Annotated in this window: 19 protein-coding genes; 10 read left to right on the forward strand and 9 right to left on the reverse strand. The window is 75.0% G+C overall.

The window, feature by feature from the left end:
• Positions 1 to 3: 3 nt before the first annotated feature.
• The 5 genes from LG274_RS08655 to LG274_RS08675 form a co-directional block, all read right to left on the reverse strand.
• Positions 4 to 558 carry a hypothetical protein gene (locus tag LG274_RS08655; protein WP_298710780.1) on the reverse strand — a complete coding sequence of 185 codons (555 nt, stop codon included), beginning with the start codon at positions 556 to 558 and terminating at the stop codon, positions 4 to 6.
• 1 nt (position 559) lies between these two features.
• Positions 560 to 1969, reverse strand: coding sequence for an aldehyde dehydrogenase family protein (locus tag LG274_RS08660; protein ID WP_404466050.1), 1410 nt, complete (start codon positions 1967 to 1969; stop codon positions 560 to 562).
• Between the two features lie 334 nt (positions 1970 to 2303).
• Positions 2304 to 4022, reverse strand: coding sequence for a phosphoglucomutase (alpha-D-glucose-1,6-bisphosphate-dependent) (pgm, locus tag LG274_RS08665; protein WP_248116651.1), 1719 nt, complete (start codon positions 4020 to 4022; stop codon positions 2304 to 2306).
• A gap of 171 nt (positions 4023 to 4193) precedes the next feature.
• Positions 4194 to 6488: a catalase/peroxidase HPI gene (katG, locus tag LG274_RS08670; RefSeq protein ID WP_404466052.1), complete on the reverse strand. Its 2295-nt coding sequence runs from the start codon at positions 6486 to 6488 to the stop codon at positions 4194 to 4196.
• Between the two features lie 108 nt (positions 6489 to 6596).
• Positions 6597 to 7073: a Fur family transcriptional regulator gene (locus LG274_RS08675; RefSeq protein WP_343282179.1), complete on the reverse strand. Its 477-nt coding sequence runs from the start codon at positions 7071 to 7073 to the stop codon at positions 6597 to 6599.
• A gap of 168 nt (positions 7074 to 7241) precedes the next feature.
• On the opposite strand from LG274_RS08675, the gene LG274_RS08680 reads away from it, so the two are divergent.
• The 3 genes from LG274_RS08680 (at position 7242) to LG274_RS08690 (ending at position 11350) form a co-directional block, all read left to right on the forward strand.
• On the forward strand, positions 7242 to 8405 hold the full coding sequence (locus tag LG274_RS08680; RefSeq protein WP_404463958.1) for an acyl-CoA dehydrogenase family protein: 1164 nt from the start codon (positions 7242 to 7244) through the stop codon (positions 8403 to 8405).
• Positions 8402 to 10558 (forward strand): PIG-L family deacetylase, encoded by a 2157-nt coding sequence (locus LG274_RS08685; RefSeq protein WP_404463960.1) that lies wholly within the window; start codon positions 8402 to 8404, stop codon positions 10556 to 10558. Before LG274_RS08680 ends, LG274_RS08685 begins: the two co-directional genes overlap by 4 nt.
• A gap of 225 nt (positions 10559 to 10783) precedes the next feature.
• A complete protein-coding gene (locus LG274_RS08690) occupies positions 10784 to 11350 on the forward strand; it encodes a DUF4190 domain-containing protein (RefSeq protein WP_404463962.1) in 567 nt (188 codons plus the stop codon).
• Positions 11351 to 11374: 24 nt separating this feature from the next.
• Here the strand turns inward: LG274_RS08690 and LG274_RS08695 are convergent, their stop codons facing one another.
• Positions 11375 to 12847: an amidase gene (locus LG274_RS08695; protein WP_404463964.1), complete on the reverse strand. Its 1473-nt coding sequence runs from the start codon at positions 12845 to 12847 to the stop codon at positions 11375 to 11377.
• Positions 12848 to 12901: 54 nt separating this feature from the next.
• Between LG274_RS08695 and LG274_RS08700 the strand changes: the two genes are divergently transcribed.
• Together LG274_RS08700 and pheA are read left to right on the forward strand one after the other, a co-directional pair.
• Positions 12902 to 13228: a rhodanese-like domain-containing protein gene (locus tag LG274_RS08700; RefSeq protein ID WP_248116639.1), complete on the forward strand. Its 327-nt coding sequence runs from the start codon at positions 12902 to 12904 to the stop codon at positions 13226 to 13228.
• Entirely contained in the window at positions 13225 to 14157 is a 933-nt protein-coding gene (pheA, locus tag LG274_RS08705) for a prephenate dehydratase (RefSeq protein WP_404463967.1), read from the forward strand. The genes LG274_RS08700 and pheA overlap by 4 nt, the downstream gene beginning before the upstream one ends.
• Positions 14158 to 14195: 38 nt before the next feature.
• Here pheA and LG274_RS08710 read toward each other — a convergent pair whose 3' ends face one another.
• Complete coding sequence (locus LG274_RS08710) at positions 14196 to 15323, reverse strand: diacylglycerol kinase family protein (protein ID WP_298710757.1); 1128 nt, start codon at positions 15321 to 15323, stop codon at positions 14196 to 14198.
• 41 nt (positions 15324 to 15364) lie between these two features.
• Here LG274_RS08710 and serS point away from each other — a divergent pair, with 41 nt between their 5' ends.
• Complete coding sequence (gene serS / locus LG274_RS08715) at positions 15365 to 16651, forward strand: serine--tRNA ligase (protein WP_248116632.1); 1287 nt, start codon at positions 15365 to 15367, stop codon at positions 16649 to 16651.
• A 155-nt stretch (positions 16652 to 16806) separates the two neighbouring features.
• Positions 16807 to 17649, forward strand: a complete 843-nt coding sequence (locus tag LG274_RS08720; protein WP_248118403.1) for an HAD family hydrolase — start codon at positions 16807 to 16809, stop codon at positions 17647 to 17649.
• 120 nt (positions 17650 to 17769) lie between these two features.
• On the opposite strand, the gene LG274_RS08725 is transcribed toward LG274_RS08720, so the two are convergent.
• Together LG274_RS08725 and LG274_RS08730 are read right to left on the reverse strand one after the other, a co-directional pair.
• Entirely contained in the window at positions 17770 to 18402 is a 633-nt protein-coding gene (locus LG274_RS08725; RefSeq protein ID WP_248118405.1) for a hypothetical protein, read from the reverse strand.
• A gap of 98 nt (positions 18403 to 18500) precedes the next feature.
• Positions 18501 to 19088: an inorganic diphosphatase gene (locus LG274_RS08730; RefSeq protein ID WP_298710753.1), complete on the reverse strand. Its 588-nt coding sequence runs from the start codon at positions 19086 to 19088 to the stop codon at positions 18501 to 18503.
• A gap of 204 nt (positions 19089 to 19292) precedes the next feature.
• Here LG274_RS08730 and LG274_RS08735 point away from each other — a divergent pair, with 204 nt between their 5' ends.
• The 3 genes from LG274_RS08735 to dacB all read left to right on the forward strand — a co-directional run bounded on the left by LG274_RS08735 (position 19293) and on the right by dacB (position 21581).
• Complete coding sequence (locus LG274_RS08735; protein ID WP_404463970.1) at positions 19293 to 19529, forward strand: hypothetical protein; 237 nt, start codon at positions 19293 to 19295, stop codon at positions 19527 to 19529.
• A gap of 61 nt (positions 19530 to 19590) precedes the next feature.
• On the forward strand, positions 19591 to 20115 hold the full coding sequence (locus LG274_RS08740; protein ID WP_248118411.1) for a helix-turn-helix domain-containing protein: 525 nt from the start codon (positions 19591 to 19593) through the stop codon (positions 20113 to 20115).
• Positions 20112 to 21581, forward strand: coding sequence for a D-alanyl-D-alanine carboxypeptidase/D-alanyl-D-alanine-endopeptidase (dacB, locus tag LG274_RS08745; RefSeq protein WP_404463973.1), 1470 nt, complete (start codon positions 20112 to 20114; stop codon positions 21579 to 21581). Before LG274_RS08740 ends, dacB begins: the two co-directional genes overlap by 4 nt.
• Positions 21582 to 21626 lie beyond the last annotated feature (45 nt).

Raw genomic sequence — 21626 nt, forward strand, 5'->3', positions numbered from 1 at the left:
GCCTCACCGTCGCGGCGCCAGCACCAGCTCGACGCCGGCCCGCGTCAGGGTGAGCGCGCCGTCCTCCGCCTCGTCCACGGCCACCGGGCCGTCGAAGAGCCGACGCACCGCCTCGGTTGCCGAGGCGGTCTCGTCCTCGGGCAGGCACGCGACGGCCGGCTGGCCCTCGCTCGGGTGCGCCTGCCACCCGTCCGGCGTCACGCTCAGGACGTCCACGCGCGGCTGCCCGCACAGTTCCCGAGCGGTGAACGTGAACGGCGCGCCCGTGTCGACGTCCACGCTCGTCCACGGACCCGTCGCCACGGGGCGCCCGTCCCAGGCCAGGGACGTCACCGCGTGGGGCTGCGTGCCGACCGGCAGATCGCCGCCCCGGCCCCGAGCCGCGCCGGGCGCGGCGAGGTCGGAGGCGGAGATGCGCGACGGCGTCGCCCCGCTCGGGGACCCGGCGCCGGCACCCTCCGATGACCCTCCCGACGTCGGCCCGGCGCCGCACCCGGTGACGGCGAGGAGGCCCGTCATCACCAGGGCCGGCGGCAGGCGGCGCAGCCGGCTGTCCATGTCAGAGCATCTTCGGGATCATCTTGCGCTTCATCCAGCCGTACGGCGGGTACGCGGTCTTGAGCGTGTCCACCTGGTCCGACTTCGTGATGGACGGGCGCAGGTGGGAGAACGTCTCGAAGCCCGCCTGCCCGTGATACGCGCCCATCCCGGAGGATCCGATGCCGCCGAAGGGCAGCGTGGTGATGCCGGCGTGCAGCAGGGCGACGTCGTAGCCGAGGCCGCCGGCCTGGACCTGCTCGTCGAACGCGCGGTGCAGGCGCGGGCGGTCCGTGAAGAGGTACGCCGCGAGGGGGTGCGGGCGGTCGGCGATGAAGTCCAGCGCGTCCTGGAACGCCCCCACCTTCAGCACGGGCAGGACGGGGCCGAACAGCTCCTCCTGCATGAGCGCGCCGTCCGGCTGCACGCCCGTGACCACGGTGGGCGCCATGTAGCGCGCGGCCGGGTCGACCTCGCCGCCCACGAGCACCTCGGCGCCGGCAGCCACGTCCTTCTCCACCATGTCCGCGAGGCGCTGGGCGTGCTCGGCGGAGATGAGGCGGCCGTAGTCCTTGGACTCGCGCGGCTCCGCGCCGTAGAACTCGCGGATCGCCTTCGGCAGCTCGGCCACCACCTGCGCGTGGGCCTCCTCGCCCACGGCGAGGATGTAGTCCGGGGCCACGCACGTCTGGCCCGCGTTGGTGAACTTGGCCCACGCGAGGCGGCGGGCCATCGCCCCCGTGTTGCGCGCGGGCGTCACCACCGCCGGGGACTTCCCGCCCAGCTCCAGCGTGACGGGGGAGAGCGTCTTGGCCGCGGCCTCGTACACGATCCGCCCCACGCGCTCGCCGCCCGTGTAGAGGATGTGGTCCCACGGCTCCGCGAGCAGCGCGGTGTTGCAGTCCCTGCCGCCGGCCACCACGGAGATCAGCGCGGAGTCCAGGTACTGAGGCAGCAGCTCCTGCAGGGCACGGGCCGTGGCGGGCGCCTTCTCCGAGGGGCTGATGACCACGGCGTTGCCCGCCGCCAGCGCGCCCACCAGCGGGGCGAGCGTGAGCTGCACGGGGTAGTTCCACGCGCCGATGATCAGCACGAGCCCCTTGGGCCGTGGCCGCACCTCGGCGCTCGCGGGCTGCAGGGTCAGCGGCAGCTTTGCGGGCCGCGGCTCCATCCACTCGCTCAGGTGCAGGATCGCGTGGTCCACCTCCGAGCGCACCGAGATCACCTCGGTCATCAGCGCCTCCGTGGGCGCCTTGCCGAGGTCCTCGCCCAGGGCGTTCACGAACCGCTCCTGCTGCTCCGTGAGCATCCGCTTCAGCCCGCGCAGCTGGTGCAGGCGCACGGTGCGGGGGTGGGCGGCGCGCAGGCGGGCGGCGGCGCGCAGCCTCCCGACGGCGGCGTGCGGCTCCTCGGGTCGGGTGCCGGCAGGCATGATCGGCAGGGCCTCGGTGGGCAGCGGCTCGCGCAGGGGCTCGGCGGTCTCCTCCTCGGGCTCGTCCTCGCCGAGGTCCCAGCCGACGTCCGCGGCCAGGCCCTCCGGGAGGGCCCCGGCCGTCGTCAGGAGGGCCGGGGTGCCGGTCGCCGCTGCGTCGTCCGCGGTGTCCGCGGTGTCCGTGACGTTGCCGTCGTGGGGGGAGGCGGCGTCGGTGCGGGTCGTGTCCGGCTCCTCGCTCGCGTGGCGGGGACGGGGCTGCTCGGGGGTGCCGTTGCTCATGGAGCCCACGCTACCCAGGCGGGCTGGGCGGCGGCAGGGTGCGCCTCCGCGCTCAGCCGATGACGCCGTCCACCAGCCGCTGCGCGTCCTGCTGCACCTGCGCCAGGTGCTCCTCGCCCAGGAAGGACTCCGCGTAGATCTTGTAGACGTCCTCGGTGCCGGAGGGGCGCGCGGCGAACCACGCGTTCTGCGTGACCACCTTGAGCCCGCCGATCGCCGCCCCGTTGCCCGGGGCGGTCGTGAGGGCGTGGAGGATCTGCTCGCCGCCCACGGTCTCGGCGGTGATGTCGTCCGCGGTGAGCTCCTTGAGGCGGGCCTTCTGCTCGGCGGTGGCCGGGGCGTCGATGCGCGCGTAGGCCGGGGCGCCGTGCAGGGCCACGAGGTCCCGGTAGCGCTCGGACGGGGACTGGCCCGTGACCGCGATGATCTCCGCGGCCAGCAGGCACAGCAGGAGGCCGTCCTTGTCCGTGGACCAGGCGTCGCCGTCGAAGGTCACGAAGGACGCGCCCGCGGACTCCTCGCCGCCGAACACGCCCGTGCCGGTCAGCAGGCCGGGCACGAACCACTTGAAGCCCACCGGCACCTCCACGAGGTCGCGCCCGAGGTCGCGCGCCACGCGGTCGATCATCGACGAGGAGACGAGGGTCTTCCCGACGCCGGCGTCCTGCGGCCACCCCTTCCGGCTGCGGTAGAGGTAGTCGATGGCCACCGCGAGGAAGTGGTTGGGGTTCATCAGCCCGCCGTCGGGGGTGACGATGCCGTGACGGTCCGCGTCGGCGTCGTTGCCGGTGGCGACGTCGAAGGGGGCCACCCCGTCCGCGTCCGGGGTCATGCGCTCGATGAGCGAGGCCATCGCGTGGGGGGAGGAGCAGTCCATGCGGACCTTGCCGTCCCAGTCCAGCGTCATGAAGCCGAACCGCGGGTCCACCTCCGGGTTCACCACGGTCAGGTCCAGCCTGTGCCGCTTGCCGATCTCGCCCCAGTACGCCACCGACGCGCCGCCCATGGGGTCCGCGCCGATCCGCACGCCGGCCTCGCGGATCGCCTCGAGGTCGATCACCTCGGGCAGGTCCGTGACGTAGCGGTCCAGGAAGTCGAACTCGCCCAGCTTCGGATGGCCGGCGACCTCGTCCGCACCCACGCGGCGCACGCCGTCGAGGCCCGCGGCGAGCAGCTCGTTCGCGCGGTTCGCGATCCAGGACGTGGCCTCGGTGTCCGCGGGGCCGCCGTGCGGAGGGTTGTACTTGAAGCCGCCGTCGGCGGGCGGGTTGTGGGAGGGCGTGATGACCAGCCCGTCCACGAGACCGGTGTTGTCCCCGTCGGCGGAGAAGCCCGCCGGCGTGAGGTCGCGGCCCTCGTTGAGGTGCAGGATCGCGTGGGAGACGGCCGGGGTCGGCGTGTAGCCGCCGCGCGCGTCCACGAGCACCTCGACGTCGTTGCCGAGCAGCACCTGCACCGCGGTGTCCTGCGCGGGCTCGGAGAGGGCGTGGGTGTCACGGCCGACGAGGACGGCGCCCGTGATGCCCTTCTCTGCGCGGTACTCGACCACGGCCTGCGTGATCGCCGCGATGTGGTCGTCGTTGAAGGAGGTCTTGAACGCGGAGCCGCGGTGGCCGGAGGTGCCGAAGACGACCTTCTGCGCCGGGTCGGACGGGTCCGGGTGGCCCGTGCGGTAGGCCTCGAGGAGGGCCTCGACGTCGATCAGGTCCTCCGGCAGTGCGGGGGTGCCAGGGCGCTGGGAGGCGGGGACGGGAGCGGCGTTCTCGGTCATGCCCCTCACCTTGGCACGCGCGGGTGAGCGGGGGAAGAACTCGCGGTTGCCGCACGGTCCTGGCCTGACGCACCCGCCCCCCACGACGACGGGCGCCCACCCGCGAGGGTGAGCGCCCGTCGTCGTCCGGCCAGGACCTCGGCGCGTCCGGGCGTCCGAGGCCCAGGGGCGTCAGCCCTGGTTCGTGGACTCCTTGGCGGCGCGGCGCGCGTCGAAGCGGTCCGCGTCCATGACCGTGGCCCACGCGGCCACGAAGTCGCGCACGAACTTCTCCTTGGCGTCGTCGGCGGCGTACACCTCGGACAGGGTGCGCAGCTCGGAGTTGGAGCCGAACACGAGGTCGTCACGGGTGCCGAAGAGCTCCTTGCCCTCGGCGGTCACACCGCGGTACCGGCCCTCGGCCACCTTCTCCCACTGCGTGTCGATGTCCGTGATCGCGGTGAGGAAGTCCTGGGACAGGACGCCCACGTTCTCCGTCCACACGCCGTCCTTCGAGCCCGCGGGCACGGCGCCCAGCACGCGCAGGCCGGCCACGAGCACCGTCATCTCCGGGGCGGAGAGGCCGATCAGGTTGGCGCGGTCCACGAGCGCGAACTCGGACGGGAACTGCTTGGACGGGCGCGGATCCCAGTTGCGGAAGCCGTCCACCTTGGGCTCCATGTGGCGGAAGGACTCCACGTCCGTCTGCTCCTGGGTCGCGTCGCCGCGGCCCGGGGTGAAGGGCACGGAGACGGGCACGCCGCCATCGGCGGCCGCCTTCTCCACGGCCCAGTTGCCCGCGATCACGAGGGTGTCGGCGAAGGAGACGCCGGTCTGCTCGGCGATCTGCTCCAGCTTCGCGATGACCGGGCCGATCACGGCCGGCTCGTTGACCTCCCACGAGCGCTGCGGCTCGAGGCGGATGCGGCCGCCGTTCGCGCCGCCGCGCTTGTCCGAGGAGCGGAAGGAGGAGGCCGCGGCCCACGCGGTCTTCACGAGCTCCGTCACGGACAGGCCGGAGCCGGCCACGGCGTCCTTGACGGCCTGGACCTCGGCGTCGCCGGGGACCGTCGCCGGGGCGGTGACCGGGTCCATCCACACGAGCTCCTCGGCGGGCACCTCGGGGCCGTAGTGGCGGGCGATCGGGCCCATGTCACGGTGGGTCAGCTTGAACCACGCGCGGGCGTAGGCGTCCTGGAACGCGCCGAAGTCGTCCTTGAAGCGCTGGGAGATCTCGCCGAACACGGGATCGAAGCGCAGGGCCAGGTCCGAGGTCAGCATGCGGGGCTCGCGGCGGCCCCGGAAGTCGGACTCGGGCACCATGTCGGAGCCGCCGCCGTTGACGGGGCGCCACTGCTTGGCGCCGGCCGGGGACTCCATGAGCTCCCACTCGTACGCGTAGAGGATGTGGAAGAACTCGTTGTCCCAGCGGGTGGGGTGGTAGGTCCAGGTGACCTCGAGGCCGGACGTGATGGTGTCGCGGCCCTTGCCCTCGCCGTAGGCGTTCTTCCAGCCCAGGCCCATCTGCTCGATGTCCGCGGCCTCGGGCTCGGCGCCGATGTTGCCCTCCACGGGGCCGGCGCCGTGGGTCTTGCCGAAGGTGTGGCCGCCGCCGATCAGCGCGACGGTCTCCTCGGCGCTCATGCCCATGCGGGAGAACGTCTCGTGGATGTCCTTGGCGGACTTCAGCGGGTCCGGCTCGCCCTCGGGGCCCTCTGGGTTCACGTAGATCAGGCCCATCTCGACGGCCGCGAGCGGGTTGTCCAGCTCGCGGTCGCCCTTGTAGCGCTCGGCGCCGCCGTTGGTCCACTCGGTCTCGGGGCCCCAGTAGACGTCGTCCGCGGGCTCGTAGGCGTCGATGCGGCCGCCGGAGAAGCCGAAGGTGGGCATGCCCATGATCTCGTGGGCCACGGTGCCGGCCAGGACGATCAGGTCGGCCCAGGAGAGGGACTGGCCGTACTTCTTCTTGACCGGCCACAGCAGGCGGCGGGCCTTGTCCAGGGAGGCGTTGTCCGGCCAGGAGTTCAGGGGCGCGAAGCGCTGCTGGCCCTCGCCGGCGCCGCCGCGGCCGTCGGTCACGCGGTAGGTGCCCGCGGAGTGCCAGGCCATGCGGATCATGAACGGGCCGTAGTTGCCGAAGTCGGCCGGCCACCAGTCCTTGGAGGTGGTGAGCACCTCGGCGATGGTCGCCTTCACCTCGGCGAGGTCGAGCTTCTCGAACGCGGCCGGGTAGTCGAAGCCGCCGTCCTCGGGGCGCTGGACCGGCTGGTCCTTCGCGAGGATCTTCAGGTTCAGGCGGTTCGGCCACCACTGCTGGTTGGCGTCGCCGGAGGTCGGGTGCGCCAGCGGGGCGCCGTGCGCGACGGGGCACTTGCCCTCGGCGGCGTCCGACTGCGGGTTCCTGGCCGCGGCGTCGGTGGCCGTGTCCGGGCCGTCGGCGTCGTGGCGGGGCGCGGTGGGCTGGCCGACGGCGACCGTGTCGTTCATCTCGCCGACGGTGGTGCTCTCCTCGCCGTGCGGGAGGTTCTTCTCTTCAGCGCTCATGGCGTGATCCTTTCGGGGACGGAAGGTGGGGTCGCGGGGTGGATGGGGGGCTCAGGGGGCCGCGGCGGACGACGACGGCGGGGCCGCCTCGTCCTGTCCGTCGCGGCACGCGGGGCACAGGCCCCAGTAGTAGACCTCGGCCTCGTCGATGAGGAACCCGTGGTCCGACTGCGCCTGCAGGCACGGGGCGGACCCGGTGTGGCACGGCACGTCGACCACGGCGCCGCACCCGCGGCACACGAGGTGGTGGTGGTTGTCATGGCGGCGGATCTCGTAGCGCGCGGCGGAGCCGGCGGGCTGGATCGAGCGGACGAGCCCGGCCTCGGTGAGCGCGTGGAGGCAGTCGTAGACCGCCTGGTGCGAGACGGAGGGCAGGGCCTCCCGCGCCGCGGTCAGGACGGCGGCCGCGTCCGCGTGCGGGTGGGCGCGCAGGGCGCTCAGCACCGCGAGCCGTGGGCGCGTCACACGCAGCCCGGCGTCGCGCAGGAGCGCGTGCTCGGGGAGCGGGGCTGTCGACGACGGGCGCATGGGCCCCATGTCACCGCCTTTTCTGGAACTTGTCAAGAAAGCCGCCCCTGCCGCGTCCGTCTCCGCGTGTGACGCCCCGGCCCCGGGCCGTTCCCCCGCTCCGGGGCCGCTCGCTAGGGTGAACGCCCAGTGCGGCACCGCGGCCGTACGCGGAAGAAAGGCCCCGTCATGAGCGCACCCGAGCCCGTCCGGCTCCCCCTGGTCTCCGGGGAGCGGCCGTCGACACGGGGAGAGCGGGGGCCGCTCCCCACGGGCGCCCGCGTGCTTCCCCGCGACGACGCCGCCTTCCTCTCCACTGCGGCGGCCTGCGGGGGCGACGTCGCCCCGATGGTGGCGCTGCTGAGGGAGGGCGCGGCCGACGGCGATGCCCCTCTCGACCTCCCGCTGACCGGCGAGGGCGCCACCCGCGAGCAGTGGGAGCTGCTCGCCTCCGTGGCCGCGCAGGACCTCTCCGCCGCCCGGGTGCTCGAGCCCCACCTGGACGCGCTCTCGATCCTGTCCCAGGCCGGCGTCCCCGCCCCGGAGGGCCTGCTCGGCGTCTACGCGTCCGAGTCGGGCGGGCAGACCCCGACGGTGCGCCGCACCGACGACGGCTGGCGCCTCGACGGCGAGAAGCCCTGGTGCTCTCTCGCAGACGAGTGCTCCCACGCGGTCGTCACCGCGAAGGACGGCGACGGCGTGCGCCACGCCCTCCTCGTGGACCTCGGCGATCCCGGTGTGACGACGGCCGACGCCGCGTGGCCCGCCCTCGGCCTGGCCCCCATCACCACCGTGGGCCTGCGCTTCGCGGACGTCCCCGGCGAGCCCGTCGGCGAGGACGAGTGGTACCTGACCCGCCCGGGCTTCGCGTGGGGCGGCATCGGGGTGGCCGCGGTGTGGTTCGGCGGGGCCGTCGGCATCGCGCGCACCCTGCGGGACTCCCTGCGGCGGCGGGCGGCGGGCGCGGGCCCCAGCCCGGACCAGGTCGGCGAGGCCGCGCTCGGCCGGGTCGACCGCCTCCTGCACGCGATGGGCACCCTCCTCGCGCGCGCGGCCGCCGACGTGGACGCGGGGCGCCTCGACCACGGGGACGGCATGCTCGAGGCCGACCGCATCCGCGGCACCGTGACGCAGCTGTGCACGGAGGTGCTCGACGTCGTCGGGCAGGCCACCGGTCCCGGCCCGCTCACGGGGAACGCGCGGCACGCGCGGGCCGTGGCGGACCTGCAGGTCTACCTGCGCCAGCACCACGGCCACCGCGACGACGCACGCCTCGGCCGGGCCCTGCTGGAGCGCGGGGACGCTCGGGACGCGGCGCCGGCCCCCACCACCGACGGTGCGTGGCCCTGGTGAGCTTCTCCCACCTGGACGCCGGCACCTCCGAGGACGCCTGGGCCGCGGGGGGCATCGCCGAGCTGCCCGCCCTGACCCCGCCGGACTGGACCCCGCGCACCCTGCTGCTGGTCGCCGTCGCGCATCCCGACGACGAGACGCTCGGCGCCACCGGCCTGATCCGCGCGGCGCTGTGGGGCGGGGCCGGCGTGCGCGTGCTCGTGGCCACCGCGGGCGAGGCCTCCCACCCGGACTCGCCGACCCACACGCCGGAGGACCTCGTCCGGATCCGCCGCGGGGAGATGGACCACGCGATGGACGCGCTCGCGGCCGGCACCGGCCCGGACGGCGGGGACCGCCGCGAGGCGCTGACCTGGACCTCGCTCGGCCTGCCCGACTCCGGCGTCGCGGACCACGCGGACGCGGTGCGGGAGGCGGTCGTCGCGGCGATCGAGGAGCACCTCCGTGCGCACCCGGACGGCGCCGTCGTCCTCGCCTCCCATGACCCCGGGGACGGGCACGCGGACCACGAGGCTGTGGGCGCCGTCGTCGCGGACCTGGCCGGCGAGCGCGACCTTCCGCTGTGCGCGTTCCCCATCTGGTTCTGGCACTGGGGCGACCCCGCGGACCTGCCCGCGCGCCGCTACCGGCGGCTGCCCCTCACCGATGAGGACCGGGCGGCCCGCCGCGCCTCCCTCGCCGCGCACGCCTCCCAGGTGGCGCCGCTGTCCGAGGCGCCCGGCGACGAGGCCATCCTCGGCCCGAACGTCCTGGCCCACCACGAGCGGCCCTTCGAGGTGCACCGCTACTCCGGCCCCGAGGACGCCGACGCCGGCCGCGCCGCGGCCGTGTTCGACCGGCTGTACCGGGAGCACGCGGACCCGTGGCGGTACCTCAGCTCCCCCTACGAGGCCCGCAAGCGCGCGCTCACCCTCGCGATGCTGACCCGCCCGCGGTACGGCACCGTGGTGGAGGCGGGCGCGTCGATCGGCGTGCTCACCGCGCAGGTGGCCGAGCGGGCGGAGCGCGTGGTGGGGCTCGAGGCCTCTCCGGTGGCGGTGGAGCGGGCGGCCGAGCGGCTCGCGAGCCTGCCCGATGCCGAGGTGCGCCGCGCGGTGCTGCCGGGGGAGTGGCCCGCGGACGCGGCCGGGGCCGACCTCGTGATCGCCTCGGAGATCGGCTACTTCCTGCAGCCCGAGGAGCTGGACGCCATGCTCGACCGCGTGGCCGAGGACCTCGCCCCCGGCGGGGAGCTGCTGCTCTGCCACTGGCGCCACCCGATCCAGGGCTGGCCCCTCGACGGGGACACGGTGCACGCCCGCGTGGCCGCCGACCCGCGTTGGCGCCTGCATGCCGAGCACACCGAAGACGACTTCCGGATCAGCCTCCACGTGCGCGCGGCCGCGGCCACCCATGCCGTGGTCGTGGTGCCGGCTCGGAACGAGGAGGCCCTGCTGCCCGGCTGTCTCGCGGCGCTGAGCACGGCCATGGACCGCTGGGAGCAGCACCACGCGCAGGGCTCCGCGGCCGTCGTCGTGGCGGCGGACGGGTGCGAGGACGCCACCGTGTCGGTCGCCGAGCGCGCCCGCCACGCGGACCCGCGTCTCCACGTGGTCGAGCTCGGCGACGGCGAGGGCGGCGTCGGCCGGGCCCGCAGGGCCGCGGCGGGGCACGCGCGCGGCCTCTTCCCGGACGTGCCCGCGGAGCGCCTCTGGCTCGCCTCCACGGACGCGGACTCGCGCGTCCCCGCCGACTGGCTCCTCGCCCAGACGACGACGGCGGGCGAGCGGGAGGCCCTCGTGCTCGGGACCGTGGACGTCGAGCTGGAGGCAGGCGGCGCGGGCTCCGGTGAGGGCTCCGGAGCGGCGGAGGGCGCCGCCGGCACCGCCCGCCACGCCGCGCTCGAGGCCTGGCGGGCCGCCTACCGCCACGGCGAGGGGCACCCCCACGTGCACGGCGCCAACCTGGGCCTGCCGTGGTCCCTCTACGAGGCCGCGGGCGGCTTCCCGGCCGTCCCCGAGCACGAGGACGTGGAGCTCACCGGGGCGGTGCGGGCACTCGGTGAGGAGCGGGTGATCGCCACGGACCGCGCGCGCGTCTGCACCTCGGCCCGCCTGGTGGGCCGCACCCCCGGAGGGTTCTCCGGGTTCCTGCGGGAGGCGGGCGGGGAGTGAGCGGGCCCAGGGCGCATCGGCCTGGAGCGCCTGTCCGGCGCGCCTGCCCTTCAGCTGGGCGCAGTACTGCCAGGCAACCCCCGAGGTTGCCTGGCAGTACTGCGCCCAGCTCGCGCGGAGGCGGGTCCGGTGGGGCAGGTTCGGCAGCGCGGTGACCGGCGGGCGGGTCCGGTGGCCAGTGACCGGGCCTGGGTCGCGTGAGGCCCTGCCGACTAGACTGGTGACATGACCGAGCCGAACGCCCAGCCCGACCCGCACCGCGCTCCCGCGTCCCAGCCGAGCTGGTACGGGAGCGGTTCCGCCGACGGCGCGAACGGGTCGAGCGCCGCCGGCTGGCCGGACGCCTCCGGCACGCGTGGGCCGGAGACCACCGCGCCCGGACCGTACGGCCGGGGCGGCGACGGCGCATCCCCGGGTGCCCACGGGACCGCCCCGGGGTCCTACGGCGCGTACGGCGGCGGCATGCCCGCCTACACGTACGGCGGCCAGCCCCTCGCACCGGGGCAGACCGCGGGCACAGCGCTGTCCGTGTCCTCCATGATCCTCGGCATCGTGTCCCTGGTCGGCGGCGTCATGCTGTTCTTCCCGCCCATCGTGGGCGTGGTGATGGGCCACATGGGCCTCAAGCGGGAGCCCAACGGCCGCGGCATGGCCATCGCGGGGCTGGTGATGAACTACATCTCCCTCGCGCTGCTGGCGCTGCTCGTCGTGGGGTTCATCCTCCTGATCGTGGTGATGGGCATGTCCATGGACGCCGTGTACAACGACGCCGTCCAGGGCCTGGACGGCTGATCACCGGAGACCGCGGGGCCCCGCTCACCCCGCCAGCAGCAGCTCCAGGTGCGCCGCCAGCTGCAGCAGGGCCCCCTCGGTGCCTGCCCGGCCGATGAGCTGCACGGACCAGCTCAGGCCGTCGTCGTCGGTGAGCACGGGCACAGACACCGCGGGCAGGCCCATCACGTTGACCATGGACGTGTAGGGGGTGAAGGCGCACTGCGCCGCGTAGTTCTCCTCCGGCGCCATGGCGAGGAAGTGCCCCACGAGGGGCGGCGGCGTGGCCAGCACGGGCGTCATCACGACGTCCACGTCCGAGAACTGCGCGCGCATCCCGTGCGCCCACTCCTCCAGGCGCGCGACGGCGGCTCTGATCTCCTCGGCGCCCGTCGCCCGCGCGGAGCGCAGGAACGAGGCCGCGACGGCGCCCAGGTGCACCTCGGCGCCGTCGGGCAGGGGCGCCTCGAGCAGGCCCGAGGTCCACGCCGTGCGGAAGTCCCGGTGGTAGTCCTCGCCGTAGTAGGGGCTGAACTCCTCCACGCGGTGGCCGCCGCCGCCCAGGGCGGCCGCGGCACGGGTGAGGGCGGCGATCGCGGGGCGGGCCAGCGTGATCTCCACGTCCGGGCTGAAGGGCGAGGCCATGGTCACCCCGATCCGCCGGGGGTCCCCGAGCTCGCCCGCGCTCGCCAGCTCCACGGTGCTGCGCACGTCCGTCAGGGCGCGGCCGGCGAAGCCCTCCGTGCCGGCGAGGACATCGAAGAGCAGGGCCGCGTCCGCCGCGGTGTGGGCGAGGGGGCCGGCCACGGTGAGGTTGCGGACGGTGTCCTCCGACCGGTCCGTGGGCAGCGTGCCACGGCCCGGCTTGAGGCCCACGAGCCCGCAGGCCGCGGCGGGGATGCGCACCGAGCCGCCGCCGTCGGAGCCGGGGGCGAACGGCAGGATCCCGGCGGCCACCGCCGCGGCCGAGCCGCCCGAGGAGCCGCCGGGCGTGCGCGCCGGGTCCAGGGGGTTGCGGGCGGGGGCGTCCACGAGGTTTTCCGAGTACGAGTCGAGGCCGAACTCGGGGACCGTGGTCGTGCCGAGGGTCACGGTCCCCGCGAAGCCGAGGCGGGCCACGAGCGGGTCGTCCTCGGCGGCGGGCGGGGCGTCGGCCAGCAGGGCGGAGCCCTGCCGCGTGGGCAGCCCGGCCACGTCGACCAGGTCCTTGAACGCCACCGGCAGGCCGTGGAGGGAGGCGGGGACGACGTCGTCGCCCGCTGCGCGCCGGGCGTCCGCGCCGGAGCCGGCGGCGTGCGAGCCGCGGCGCGCGGACTCGGCGTCGAGCGCGTCCGCCCGGGCGAGAGCGCGCTCCTCGTCCAGGACCACGAACGCGCCGAGGTCGGCGTTCGCGTGGGCGGCGTCGAGCGCGGCCCGGGTGACCTCGCGCGCGGACAGCTCGCGTGCGGCCAGCGCGTCCCGCAGCTCCACGGCGGAGCGGTCGAGGAGTCGGGCGGTGCGGGCGGCGGAGTTCTCCATGGGGACGAGGGTAGCCAGCCTTGTGGTGTCCGGGCGCCGCCGTAGGGTGGAGCCATGAGCAACTTCGAGACCGTGACCGTGGACCAGATCCCCGCCGACGCCCCCATCCTGGACGTGCGTGAGGACGACGAGTGGGCCCTGGGGCGCGCCGCCGGCGCCCAGCACATCCCGCTGGGCCAGCTGCCGGACCGCCTGGAGGAGCTGGACCCGGACACCGACTACCACGTGATCTGCCGCACGGGCGGCCGTTCCGCGCGCGCCGCGGAGTTCCTCGTGGGCCGCGGCTACTCGGCGATCAACGTGGCCGGCGGCTCGGGCGCGTGGCTCGAGGCCGGCAAGCCCATGGAGGCCGACGGCGACGCCGAGCCGACCGTCAAGTGAGCCCTGAGCGTCCCCGCTACGCCTTCCTGGGCCCCGAGGGCACCTTCACGGAGGCGGCGCTCCGCCGGGTCGCGGATGAGGAGGGCTCGGAGTTCGTGCCCGCCGCGTCGGTGATCTCGGCCCTGGCCGCGGTCCGGGCCGGCGAGGTGGACCGGGCGATGGTGCCCATCGAGAACTCGGTCGAGGGCGGCGTCTCCGCCACCCTGGACGACATCGCCCTGGGCGACGAGCTGCAGATCCTGGCCGAGGTGCTCGTCCCCATCAGCTTCGTGCTCGTGGGGCGGTCCGGGGTCACGGGGCTCGGGGACGTCCGCCGCATCACCACGCACCCGCACGCGTGGGCCCAGGTGCGGGGGTGGGCGGAGGCGACCCTGCCCGCGGCGGAGTTCACCCCCGCCTCCTCCACCGCCGCGGGCGCGCGCCTGCTGCTGGAGGGCGCGGCCTTCGACGCCGCCGTGTGCGCACCGCTCGTGGCCGAGCAGACCGGTCTGCCCGTGCTCGCGGAGCGGGTCGAGGACGTGACGGGCGCCGTGACGCGCTTCGTGCTCGTCTCCCGGCCCGGCTCACTGCCCGCGCCCACCGGCTCGGACAAGACCACCCTCACGGTGCCGCTGCCGAACGACCACCCGGGTGCGCTGCGGGAGATCCTCGACCAGTTCGCGACGCGCGGAGTCAACCTCTCGCGCATCGAGTCCCGGCCCACGGGCACGGGGCTGGGCCAGTACTTCTTCTCGATCGACCTCGAGGGGCACCTCGCCGAGGAGCGCGTGGGGGCGGCGCTGGCCGCCCTGCACCGGATCTTCCCGGGCGTGCGGTTCCTCGGCTCCTACCCGCGGGCCGAGCACCGGGCCGCCGTCGTGGCGCCGCACACCTCGGACGAGGCCTATCGGGCCGGCCGGGAGTGGGTCGAGGGGCTGCGCGGGCGCTGACCCGGGTCCTCGACGCCGAGGCCGGCTCGTCCGCCGGCTCACTCCACCGAGGCGCGCTCCTCGTTCCCGATCATCACGGTGAGCGTGTCCGGCTGGACGCGGGCGTCGATGGCCACGACGTCGCCGGTCGCGTCGCCGTCGAGCTGGGAGGGCATCGGCTCGGCGAGGCGGATCGAGACCCGCGTGGCCTGCTCCGTCTCGAGCACGGGGATGGGTCGCTTCGAGCGGACCAGGGTCTTGGCGGCGATCCGTGCCCAGTCGAGGGCGTGCTTCGGGGAGAGGACCACCACGTCCAGCAGGCCGTCGTCGAGCTTGGCCTCCGGCAGCAGCTCCAGGCCGCCCGTGAGCATGCCGCAGTTGGCCACCATCACGCTGCGCACCTTGAAGCGCTTGGTCGTGCCGCCGTCGAGGGTGACGGTGACCTCGTGGCGCGCGCCGCCCAGGTGGCGAAGCCCCGCCTCGCTGTAGGCGAGCCACCCCGCCCTGCTCTTCAGGTCGTCGCGGGTGTCGCCCATGATGTCCGCGTCGTAGCCGGCGCCGGCGATCACCGTGAACGTGTTCCGGCGCTGACCGCCGTCCGCGTCCGTGAGGCGGATGTCCACCGTGTCGATCACGCGGCGGCGCCCGTGGAGGGCGATGCGGATGCACTCCTCGAGGTCGTTGATCGGCAGGTCGAGGTTGCGGGCCAGCAGGTTGCCCGTGCCCATCGGGACCACGCCCAGCGGGATGCCGGAGCCGGTGAGCTCCTCCGCCACGAGCCGCACCGTGCCGTCGCCGCCGGCCACGATCACGAGCCCGACGCCCGCCTCGATCGCGTCCCGGGCCATCTGGGTGCCGGCGTCGTCCTCCGCCGTCTCCAGCACGAGCGCCTCGCCGAACCCGTAGTGCCGCACGGCGTCCATCACCTTGCCGCGGACCTGCTCCGCGTCGTTCTTCACGGGGTTGAGGATCAGCGCCACCTCGTGGGAGGGCGCCGCGGCCTCCTCGGTGGCGACGACGCGCTCCCGCAGCTCCTCGACACGGGCGGCCAGGGACTGGCGGTCCGCGCGCAGGGCGGCGATCTCGCGGTCGCGGCGCCGGCCGGAGACCACGTGGCCGATCACGACGACGGCCAGGGCCACCACCGCGACGAGGGCGAGGACGGCCAGGATCAGTTCGGGGGTCATGCGGCCAGTCTAGAGGGGCGCGGGTTCGCTAGTCTGGGCGGGTGATCGACGTCAAGGACCTCATCGAGCAGCCCGAGAAGTACCGCGCCTCCCAGGAGGCCCGTGGGGCGGACGCGTCCCTCGTGGACCGCCTCCTCGAGGCGGACGCCGCGCGGCGCTCCGCGATCACCCGCTTCGAGGAGCTGCGCGCCCGGCAGAAGGCGTTCGGCAAGCAGGTGGCGCAGGCCCAGGGCGAGGAGAAGCAGGCCCTGCTCGCCGAGGTGAAGGACCTCGCCGCGCAGGTGAAGGCGGCGGAGGTGGCCTCCGGTGAGGCTGAGGCGCAGGTGGCCGACCTGCAGCGGGGCTTCCCCAACCTCATCGTGGAGGGCATCCCGGCCGGCGGCGAGGACGACTTCGAGGTGCTCAAGGAGGTCGGCACGCCGCGCGACTTCGCGGCGGACGGCTTCGAGCCCCGGGACCACCTCGAGCTCGGCGAGCTGCTCGGCGCGATCGACATGGAGCGCGGTGCGAAGGTCTCCGGTGCCCGCTTCAGCTTCCTCAAGGGCGTGGGCGCCCGCCTCGAGCTGGGCATTATGCGGATGGGCCTGGACCTGGCGATCGAGAACGGGTTCGTGCCCGTCATCCCGCCCACGCTCGTGCGCCCCGAGACCATGCAGGGCACCGGCTTCGACGTGCAGCACGACGACGAGATCTACCGCCTCGAGCGGGACGACCTCTACCTCGTGGGCACCTCCGAGGTCGCCCTGGCCGGCTACCACGCGGACGAGATCATGGATCTCTCCGAGGGGCCCGTGCGCTACGCCGGCTGGTCCACGTGCTACCGCCGCGAGGCCGGCTCGGCCGGCAAGGACACCCGCGGCATCATCCGCGTGCACCAGTTCAACAAGCTCGAGATGTTCGTCTACACCACGCAGGAGGAGGCCGAGGCGGAGCACGCCCGCCTGCTCGCGTGGGAGGAGCAGATGCTCGCGGCCGTCGAGGTCCCCTACCGCGTGATCGACACCGCCGCCGGCGACCTCGGCCTCTCCGCCGCCCGCAAGTTCGACTGCGAGGCGTGGGTCCCCACGCAGGGCACCTACCGAGAGCTGACCTCCACCTCGAACTGCACCACGTTCCAGGCGCGCCGCCTCAACATCCGCGAGCGGATGAAGAATGACGACGGCGCCAAGGGCGGCACCCGCGTGGTCGCCACGCTCAACGGCACGCTGGCCACCACGCGGTGGATCGTCGCGATCCTGGAGAACCACCAGAACGCGGACGGCTCCGTGACCGTGCCGGAGGCGCTGCGCCCCTACGTGGGCGGGCTGGAGCGGTTCGAGGTCCTCTGACCCCGTGCCCCCCCCGGCGGAACGAGGTGTCACGAAGTGTGGGTATGGCGGCCGCATACCCACACTTCGTGACACCTCGTTCGGGGGTGAGGGGGCGTCCCGGCTGTTCACCCGCGCGTCGCTGTCCCGTCCGGGCCGTGTGGTTGGGTGGGGCCATGACCAAGAAGCTCGTATGCCTGGATGTGGACGGAACGATCGTGGACCACGACGGGCACCTGCATGAGCCCGTGCGTGAGGCCGTCAAGGCCGTCGTCGCGGCGGGCCACCACGTCGTGATCGCCACGGGGCGCTCCCGCGGGGCCACGCTGCCGGTGGGGGAGTCCCTCGGGATCGACGCCGGCTACATGGTCTGCTCGAACGGCGGCATCACCCTGCGCCTGGACCGCGGCCTGGAGGACGGCTACGAGGTGACGGACTGCCGCACGTTCGAGCCGCGCTCCGTGCTCACGCAGCTGCGTCGCCGCCTGCCCAGCGCGAAGTACGCCGTGGAGGTCCCGGACGGCCGGTTCCTCTCCACCGAGCGCTTCCAGGACGCCTCCTTCGGCGTGGACGCTACGGGCACCACGTTCGACGCGCTCATGGACGCCACCGCCGTGCGCCTCGTGGTGTTCTCCACGGACTCCTCGGCTGAGGAGTTCGGCCGCGCGGTGGAGGGCATCGGCCTCTCCGGCGTGACGTACTCCGTGGGCTGGACGGCGTGGCTGGACGTCGCCGCGGCGGGCGTCACGAAGGCCTCGGCGCTGGAGGGGCTGCGCACCGTGCTCCACGTGGGCATCGAGGACACCGTGGCGGTCGGGGACGGCCGCAACGACCTCGAGATGCTGCGCTGGGCCGGCCGCGGCGTGGCCATGGGCCAGGCCGTGCGCGAGGTCAAGGAGGCCGCGGACGAGGTGACCGGCGGGGTGGACGACCACGGCCTCGCGGACGTGCTGTGGTCGCTCGTCCCGGAGGCCGACCGCCCCGCGGGCGTGCGCGTGCAGGAGCCGGCGGCCGTCTGACGGCCCACCGGCGCTGACCCTGATGCTCCCGCCGCTACCCGGCTGGCGCGGCGGCTGGAACGCAGGGGTCAGCCGTCAGCGGGGAGTCGGGCGCCGGTGGGCTGCAGGGGGAGGGCTGTCTCAGGCGGCATCGACGAGGCCCAGCAGCCGCGCGGCAGCCGGCCGGCAGGCGTGCTCCTCGTTCCAGAACGCGCGCTGCGTCGCCTGGGACACCGCCTGCACCGTGATCCCCAGTGCTTCGGCGGCGGGCCTCTGCTGGCCGCGCACGCCGGGGACGAGCAGGTCCAGCACGGCCCACTCCGCCTCGGTGCGTGTCCACACGAGCTGGCCCACCAGTTTGAGCACCGCCTCGGCCTCCGCCGCGGCCGTCTCGTCCCGGCCCCGCACGGCCAGCGGGATGCGCGCGGTGGAGAGGGCGGCCGCCTCCACGGCGCGGCGCGCGGCGGAGAGCGCCGGCCCGCCGGCGTCGTGGACGTCCCCGGACTCCGGCAGGCCCGGCGTCCCGTCCGCGTGCATCACGCCCCCGACGCCGACCCCCACGTTCCAGCGCCGCTCCCGCAGCGCGCGCAGCGCCACGTCCACGGCGAGGGCAGGGTCCTCGACCGCGCCGATCAGCTCGTCGCCCACGGAACGCTGGAAGGGCAGCGCCGCCGCCGCCTCGAGCCCGGGCACTGCGTCCAGGCTGCGCAGGAAGGCGTCCACGCGATCGCCGGCGTCGGGGGTGTCCCGCTGGTTGAGGGTGAGCACGAGCATGCGCTCGATTGTGCCAGCGCAGACGGCGGCCGCCCACCCGGATGGGTGAGCGGCCGCCGTCGTGCGTGGCGCGGGACGCGCCGGGGGTGGTCCGGGGGTCAGCGGCCCTGCGGCACGTCGGTCTCGGAGCCCTCCTCGGTGGCCGGCTCGGCCTCCTCGGTGTCCACGTCGCGGCCCTGCGGCTCGTCGGACGGGGAGTGCTCACCGGCGGCGGCGAAGCGCTCGATGGAGGCTTCGAGCTCCTTCTCGGCGTCCGCGCGGCCCTGCCAGCCCTCGGCCTTGACCCACTTGCCCGGCTCGAGGTCCTTGTAGCGGGTGAAGAAGTGCTCGATCTCCTGCTTGAGGGACTCCTCGACGTCCTCGAGCTCCACGATGTGGTCGAACCGCTTGTCTGCGGGGACGCACAGCAGCTTGGCGTCGCCGCCGCCGTCGTCGGTCATGTTGAACACGCCGACCGGACGGGCCTCCACGATGCAGCCGGGCACCAGGTCGAAGCCCGGCAGGAACACGAGGGCGTCCAGCGGGTCGCCGTCCTCGCCGAGGGTGTTCTCGAAGTAGCCGTAGTGCGTGGGGTACTGCATCGAGGTGAACAGCACGCGATCCAGGCGCAGGCGGCCGGTCTCGTGGTCGAACTCGTACTTCACGCGGGAGCCCGCGGGGATCTCGATGGTGACGTCGTGCGCCATGGCTTCTCCTTCAGACAGGGGCGATTCCCGGACGGCGGGCGCGCCGCCCGGCGGAACTGTGGCCAGCCTACCGCCGCGCCCCGCCACTGCGCCGGAGGGGCGCGTGAGGCAGGGCACCCGCGGCTGGGCGTGGGCGCTGATCGTCCTGGGCTCCTGGCCGCGGCGACCGCACTGGCACTGCTCCTGGGAGGACGGGGCGGAGAGGTGGGCGAGGGGTCCGCCACGACCGCCCCCGCGCCGCCGGCCACGTCCTCCGAAGCGGTCCCGGGCGGGCCCGCGACTCCCTCCTCCACCGGCTCCCCCCGGGTCACCAGCTCCGTGCGCCTCAGGGACGGCTGCCTCGCGGCGGAGCGCGGCACGGAGGTGCGCGGCGTGGACGGTCGCCACCTGATGTGCACGTGGGGCGACGGCGGGTACGCGTGGACCGAGGTCGCCAGCTGAGACGGCGCCGTCACCGGCACGTCTTTGCACCTGCAACCGCGGGTCCGTCATCATGGTCGGCATGGCCCTCACCGATCACGACCTCCAGGACAACCTCGACCAGCAGCGCGCGCTGTACGGGCAGCCGCTGGGCGAGCGGTTCGGCGTCCTGCGTGAGGCGTACGGGGTCAGCCAGCGGGCCCTGGCCGGGGTCCTCGGCCTGTCCGCGCCGATGCTCTCCCAGCTCGGCTCCGGGCAGCGGATCAAGATCGGCAACCCCGCCGTCTACGCGCGCCTCGTCATGCTCGAGGAGCGCATGGGAGAGGGCGACCGCGCCGCCGTGCTGGAGGAGGTCCGCGCGTCGGACCCCGTGCTGACCACGCGCGTGCGTGCGGTCACCGGTGACGGTGCGGCGGCGACGTCGGACGCGCGCCTCGATGACGCCGGACCCGACGCCTTCGCCGCGGCCCATCACCACCGGGCGAGCGCGGCGCAGTGGGACGCGGTGCTCGAGGCCGCGCGCCGCAGCGGCGCGGACGAGCTCGTCGCCCTCTTCTCCGCGGCCCGGTCCGTCGCCGCGGGCGACGCCACCCCGGTGGCGTCGTGACCGACCGCCGCTCCGATCGCACGATCGTCGTCCTCTGCGTGCTGCTGGCGCTGGCCGTGGCCACCCTGCTCGGCATGCTGGCCCGGGACTTCCTGCTCCCGCGGCTGGCCTCGGGGCCCGCCCCCTCGGCGGTCTGGTCCGCCCCCGCCCCGTCCCCCTCCCCGACGACGACGCCGTCCCCCTCCCCGACGCCACGGGCCTCGACCTCGGCCCCGGGGGAGGTGCCCTCGGCCGCCGCGGTGGCGGACGCGGTCGAGCCGGGGCTGGCGGCGGCCCCGGGGGTGGCGTCCGCGGAGTTCCGTGACCTCGCCACGGGGCGGGTGCTGTTCTCCCGGCGCGCGGACGAGCCGGTCGCGCCGGCGTCGGCCATGAAGCTCCTGACGGCCGCGGCCGCCGTGGACGCGCTCGGCCCGGACGCCGCTCTCACCACCCGCGTGGTCGCCCGTCCGGCGGCGGACGGTGGAGCCACGGAACTGGTGCTCGTCGGCGGCGGCGACGTCCTGCTCGGCACGGGGGCCTCGGACCCTTCGAGCGTGGCGGGCCGCGCCGGCCTGCGCACCCTCGCGGAGCGGACCCTGGCCGGGCTGGACGAGCGCGGCGTCACCGGCCGGGTGGTGGTGAGCACGGACCTGCGCCTGTTCGAGGACGAGGCCCCGCTCAACCCGGCGTGGTCCACGGGGATGGTGGAGAGCGGCAACATCGCCCCTGTCCAGCCGCTGGCCACCTACGGCGGGCGGGCCACGCCGGGGACCGGACAGGACCGGCTGGCGGACCCGGCCGCGTCCGCGGCCCGCACCTTCCAGGCCGAGCTCGCCGCCCTCGCGGAGGACGCGGCGGAGGCGGGCGAGGGCGGCGTCGAGGTGGCCGTGCGGGAGGAGGTCCCCGCGACGCAGGCGCCCCGCGAGGAGGTGCGCGCGGCCGCGTCCGTGGCGGAGGTGACGTCCGCTCCCGTCCGCGCGCAGGTCGAGCACATGCTCATGCACTCGGAGAACCAGGTGGCCGAGGCCCTCGCGCACACCGCGGCCGCGGCGGCCGGGCTCCCCGCCACCCACGACGGCGCCGCCGCGCTCCTCGAGCGTCGGGTCGCGGCGCTGGGCGTGGACACGGCGGGCATGGACGTCGTGGACGCCTCCGGCCTCGCCGCCGCCAACCGGGTGAGCCCGGAGCAGCTCGTGGAGGTGGTGACGGGGCTCTCGGCGGGGCCGGCCCAGGACGGGGTGCTGGACGCGCTGCCGCGCCCCGGCGAGGACTCCACGCTGGGCGAGCGCTTCCCGTCCCCGCCCGCGCGCGGCGCCGTGGCCGCCAAGACCGGCACCCTCGACCAGACGGTCTCCCTCACCGGCACCGTCACCACGACGTCGGGGCGGGTGCTCGCGTTCAGCGTGGTGTGCTCCGAGGTCGACTGGCAGATCGAGCCGGCGCGGGCGGCGATCGACGAGGCGGTGGCCGCGGTCGCCGCCCTGTGAGCGGGCACCGGACCCGGTCCCGTGCCCGGCGCCTGTGATGGGATG

It is taken from the genome of Micrococcus antarcticus (assembly GCF_044872765.1).
Taxonomy (GTDB): Bacteria; Actinomycetota; Actinomycetes; order Actinomycetales; family Micrococcaceae; genus Micrococcus.

What these genes read in the sequence shown, in the direction of transcription:
- LG274_RS08675 (WP_343282179.1), bottom strand. Translation starts at nt 7,073, where the DNA reads ATGCGCCCGTCGTCGACAGCCCCGCTCCCCGAGCACGCGCTCCTGCGC.
- LG274_RS08740 (WP_248118411.1), top strand. Translation starts at nt 19,591, where the DNA reads ATGGCCCTCACCGATCACGACCTCCAGGACAACCTCGACCAGCAGCGC.
- LG274_RS08660 (WP_404466050.1), bottom strand. Translation starts at nt 1,969, where the DNA reads ATGCCTGCCGGCACCCGACCCGAGGAGCCGCACGCCGCCGTCGGGAGG.
- LG274_RS08700 (WP_248116639.1), top strand. Translation starts at nt 12,902, where the DNA reads ATGAGCAACTTCGAGACCGTGACCGTGGACCAGATCCCCGCCGACGCC.
- LG274_RS08680 (WP_404463958.1), top strand. Translation starts at nt 7,242, where the DNA reads ATGAGCGCACCCGAGCCCGTCCGGCTCCCCCTGGTCTCCGGGGAGCGG.
- katG (WP_404466052.1), bottom strand. Translation starts at nt 6,488, where the DNA reads ATGAACGACACGGTCGCCGTCGGCCAGCCCACCGCGCCCCGCCACGAC.
- LG274_RS08655 (WP_298710780.1), bottom strand. Translation starts at nt 558, where the DNA reads ATGGACAGCCGGCTGCGCCGCCTGCCGCCGGCCCTGGTGATGACGGGC.
- LG274_RS08730 (WP_298710753.1), bottom strand. Translation starts at nt 19,088, where the DNA reads ATGGCGCACGACGTCACCATCGAGATCCCCGCGGGCTCCCGCGTGAAG.
- pgm (WP_248116651.1), bottom strand. Translation starts at nt 4,022, where the DNA reads ATGACCGAGAACGCCGCTCCCGTCCCCGCCTCCCAGCGCCCTGGCACC.
- LG274_RS08720 (WP_248118403.1), top strand. Translation starts at nt 16,807, where the DNA reads ATGACCAAGAAGCTCGTATGCCTGGATGTGGACGGAACGATCGTGGAC.
- LG274_RS08695 (WP_404463964.1), bottom strand. Translation starts at nt 12,847, where the DNA reads ATGGAGAACTCCGCCGCCCGCACCGCCCGACTCCTCGACCGCTCCGCC.
- LG274_RS08725 (WP_248118405.1), bottom strand. Translation starts at nt 18,402, where the DNA reads ATGCTCGTGCTCACCCTCAACCAGCGGGACACCCCCGACGCCGGCGAT.
- LG274_RS08710 (WP_298710757.1), bottom strand. Translation starts at nt 15,323, where the DNA reads ATGACCCCCGAACTGATCCTGGCCGTCCTCGCCCTCGTCGCGGTGGTG.
- LG274_RS08690 (WP_404463962.1), top strand. Translation starts at nt 10,784, where the DNA reads ATGACCGAGCCGAACGCCCAGCCCGACCCGCACCGCGCTCCCGCGTCC.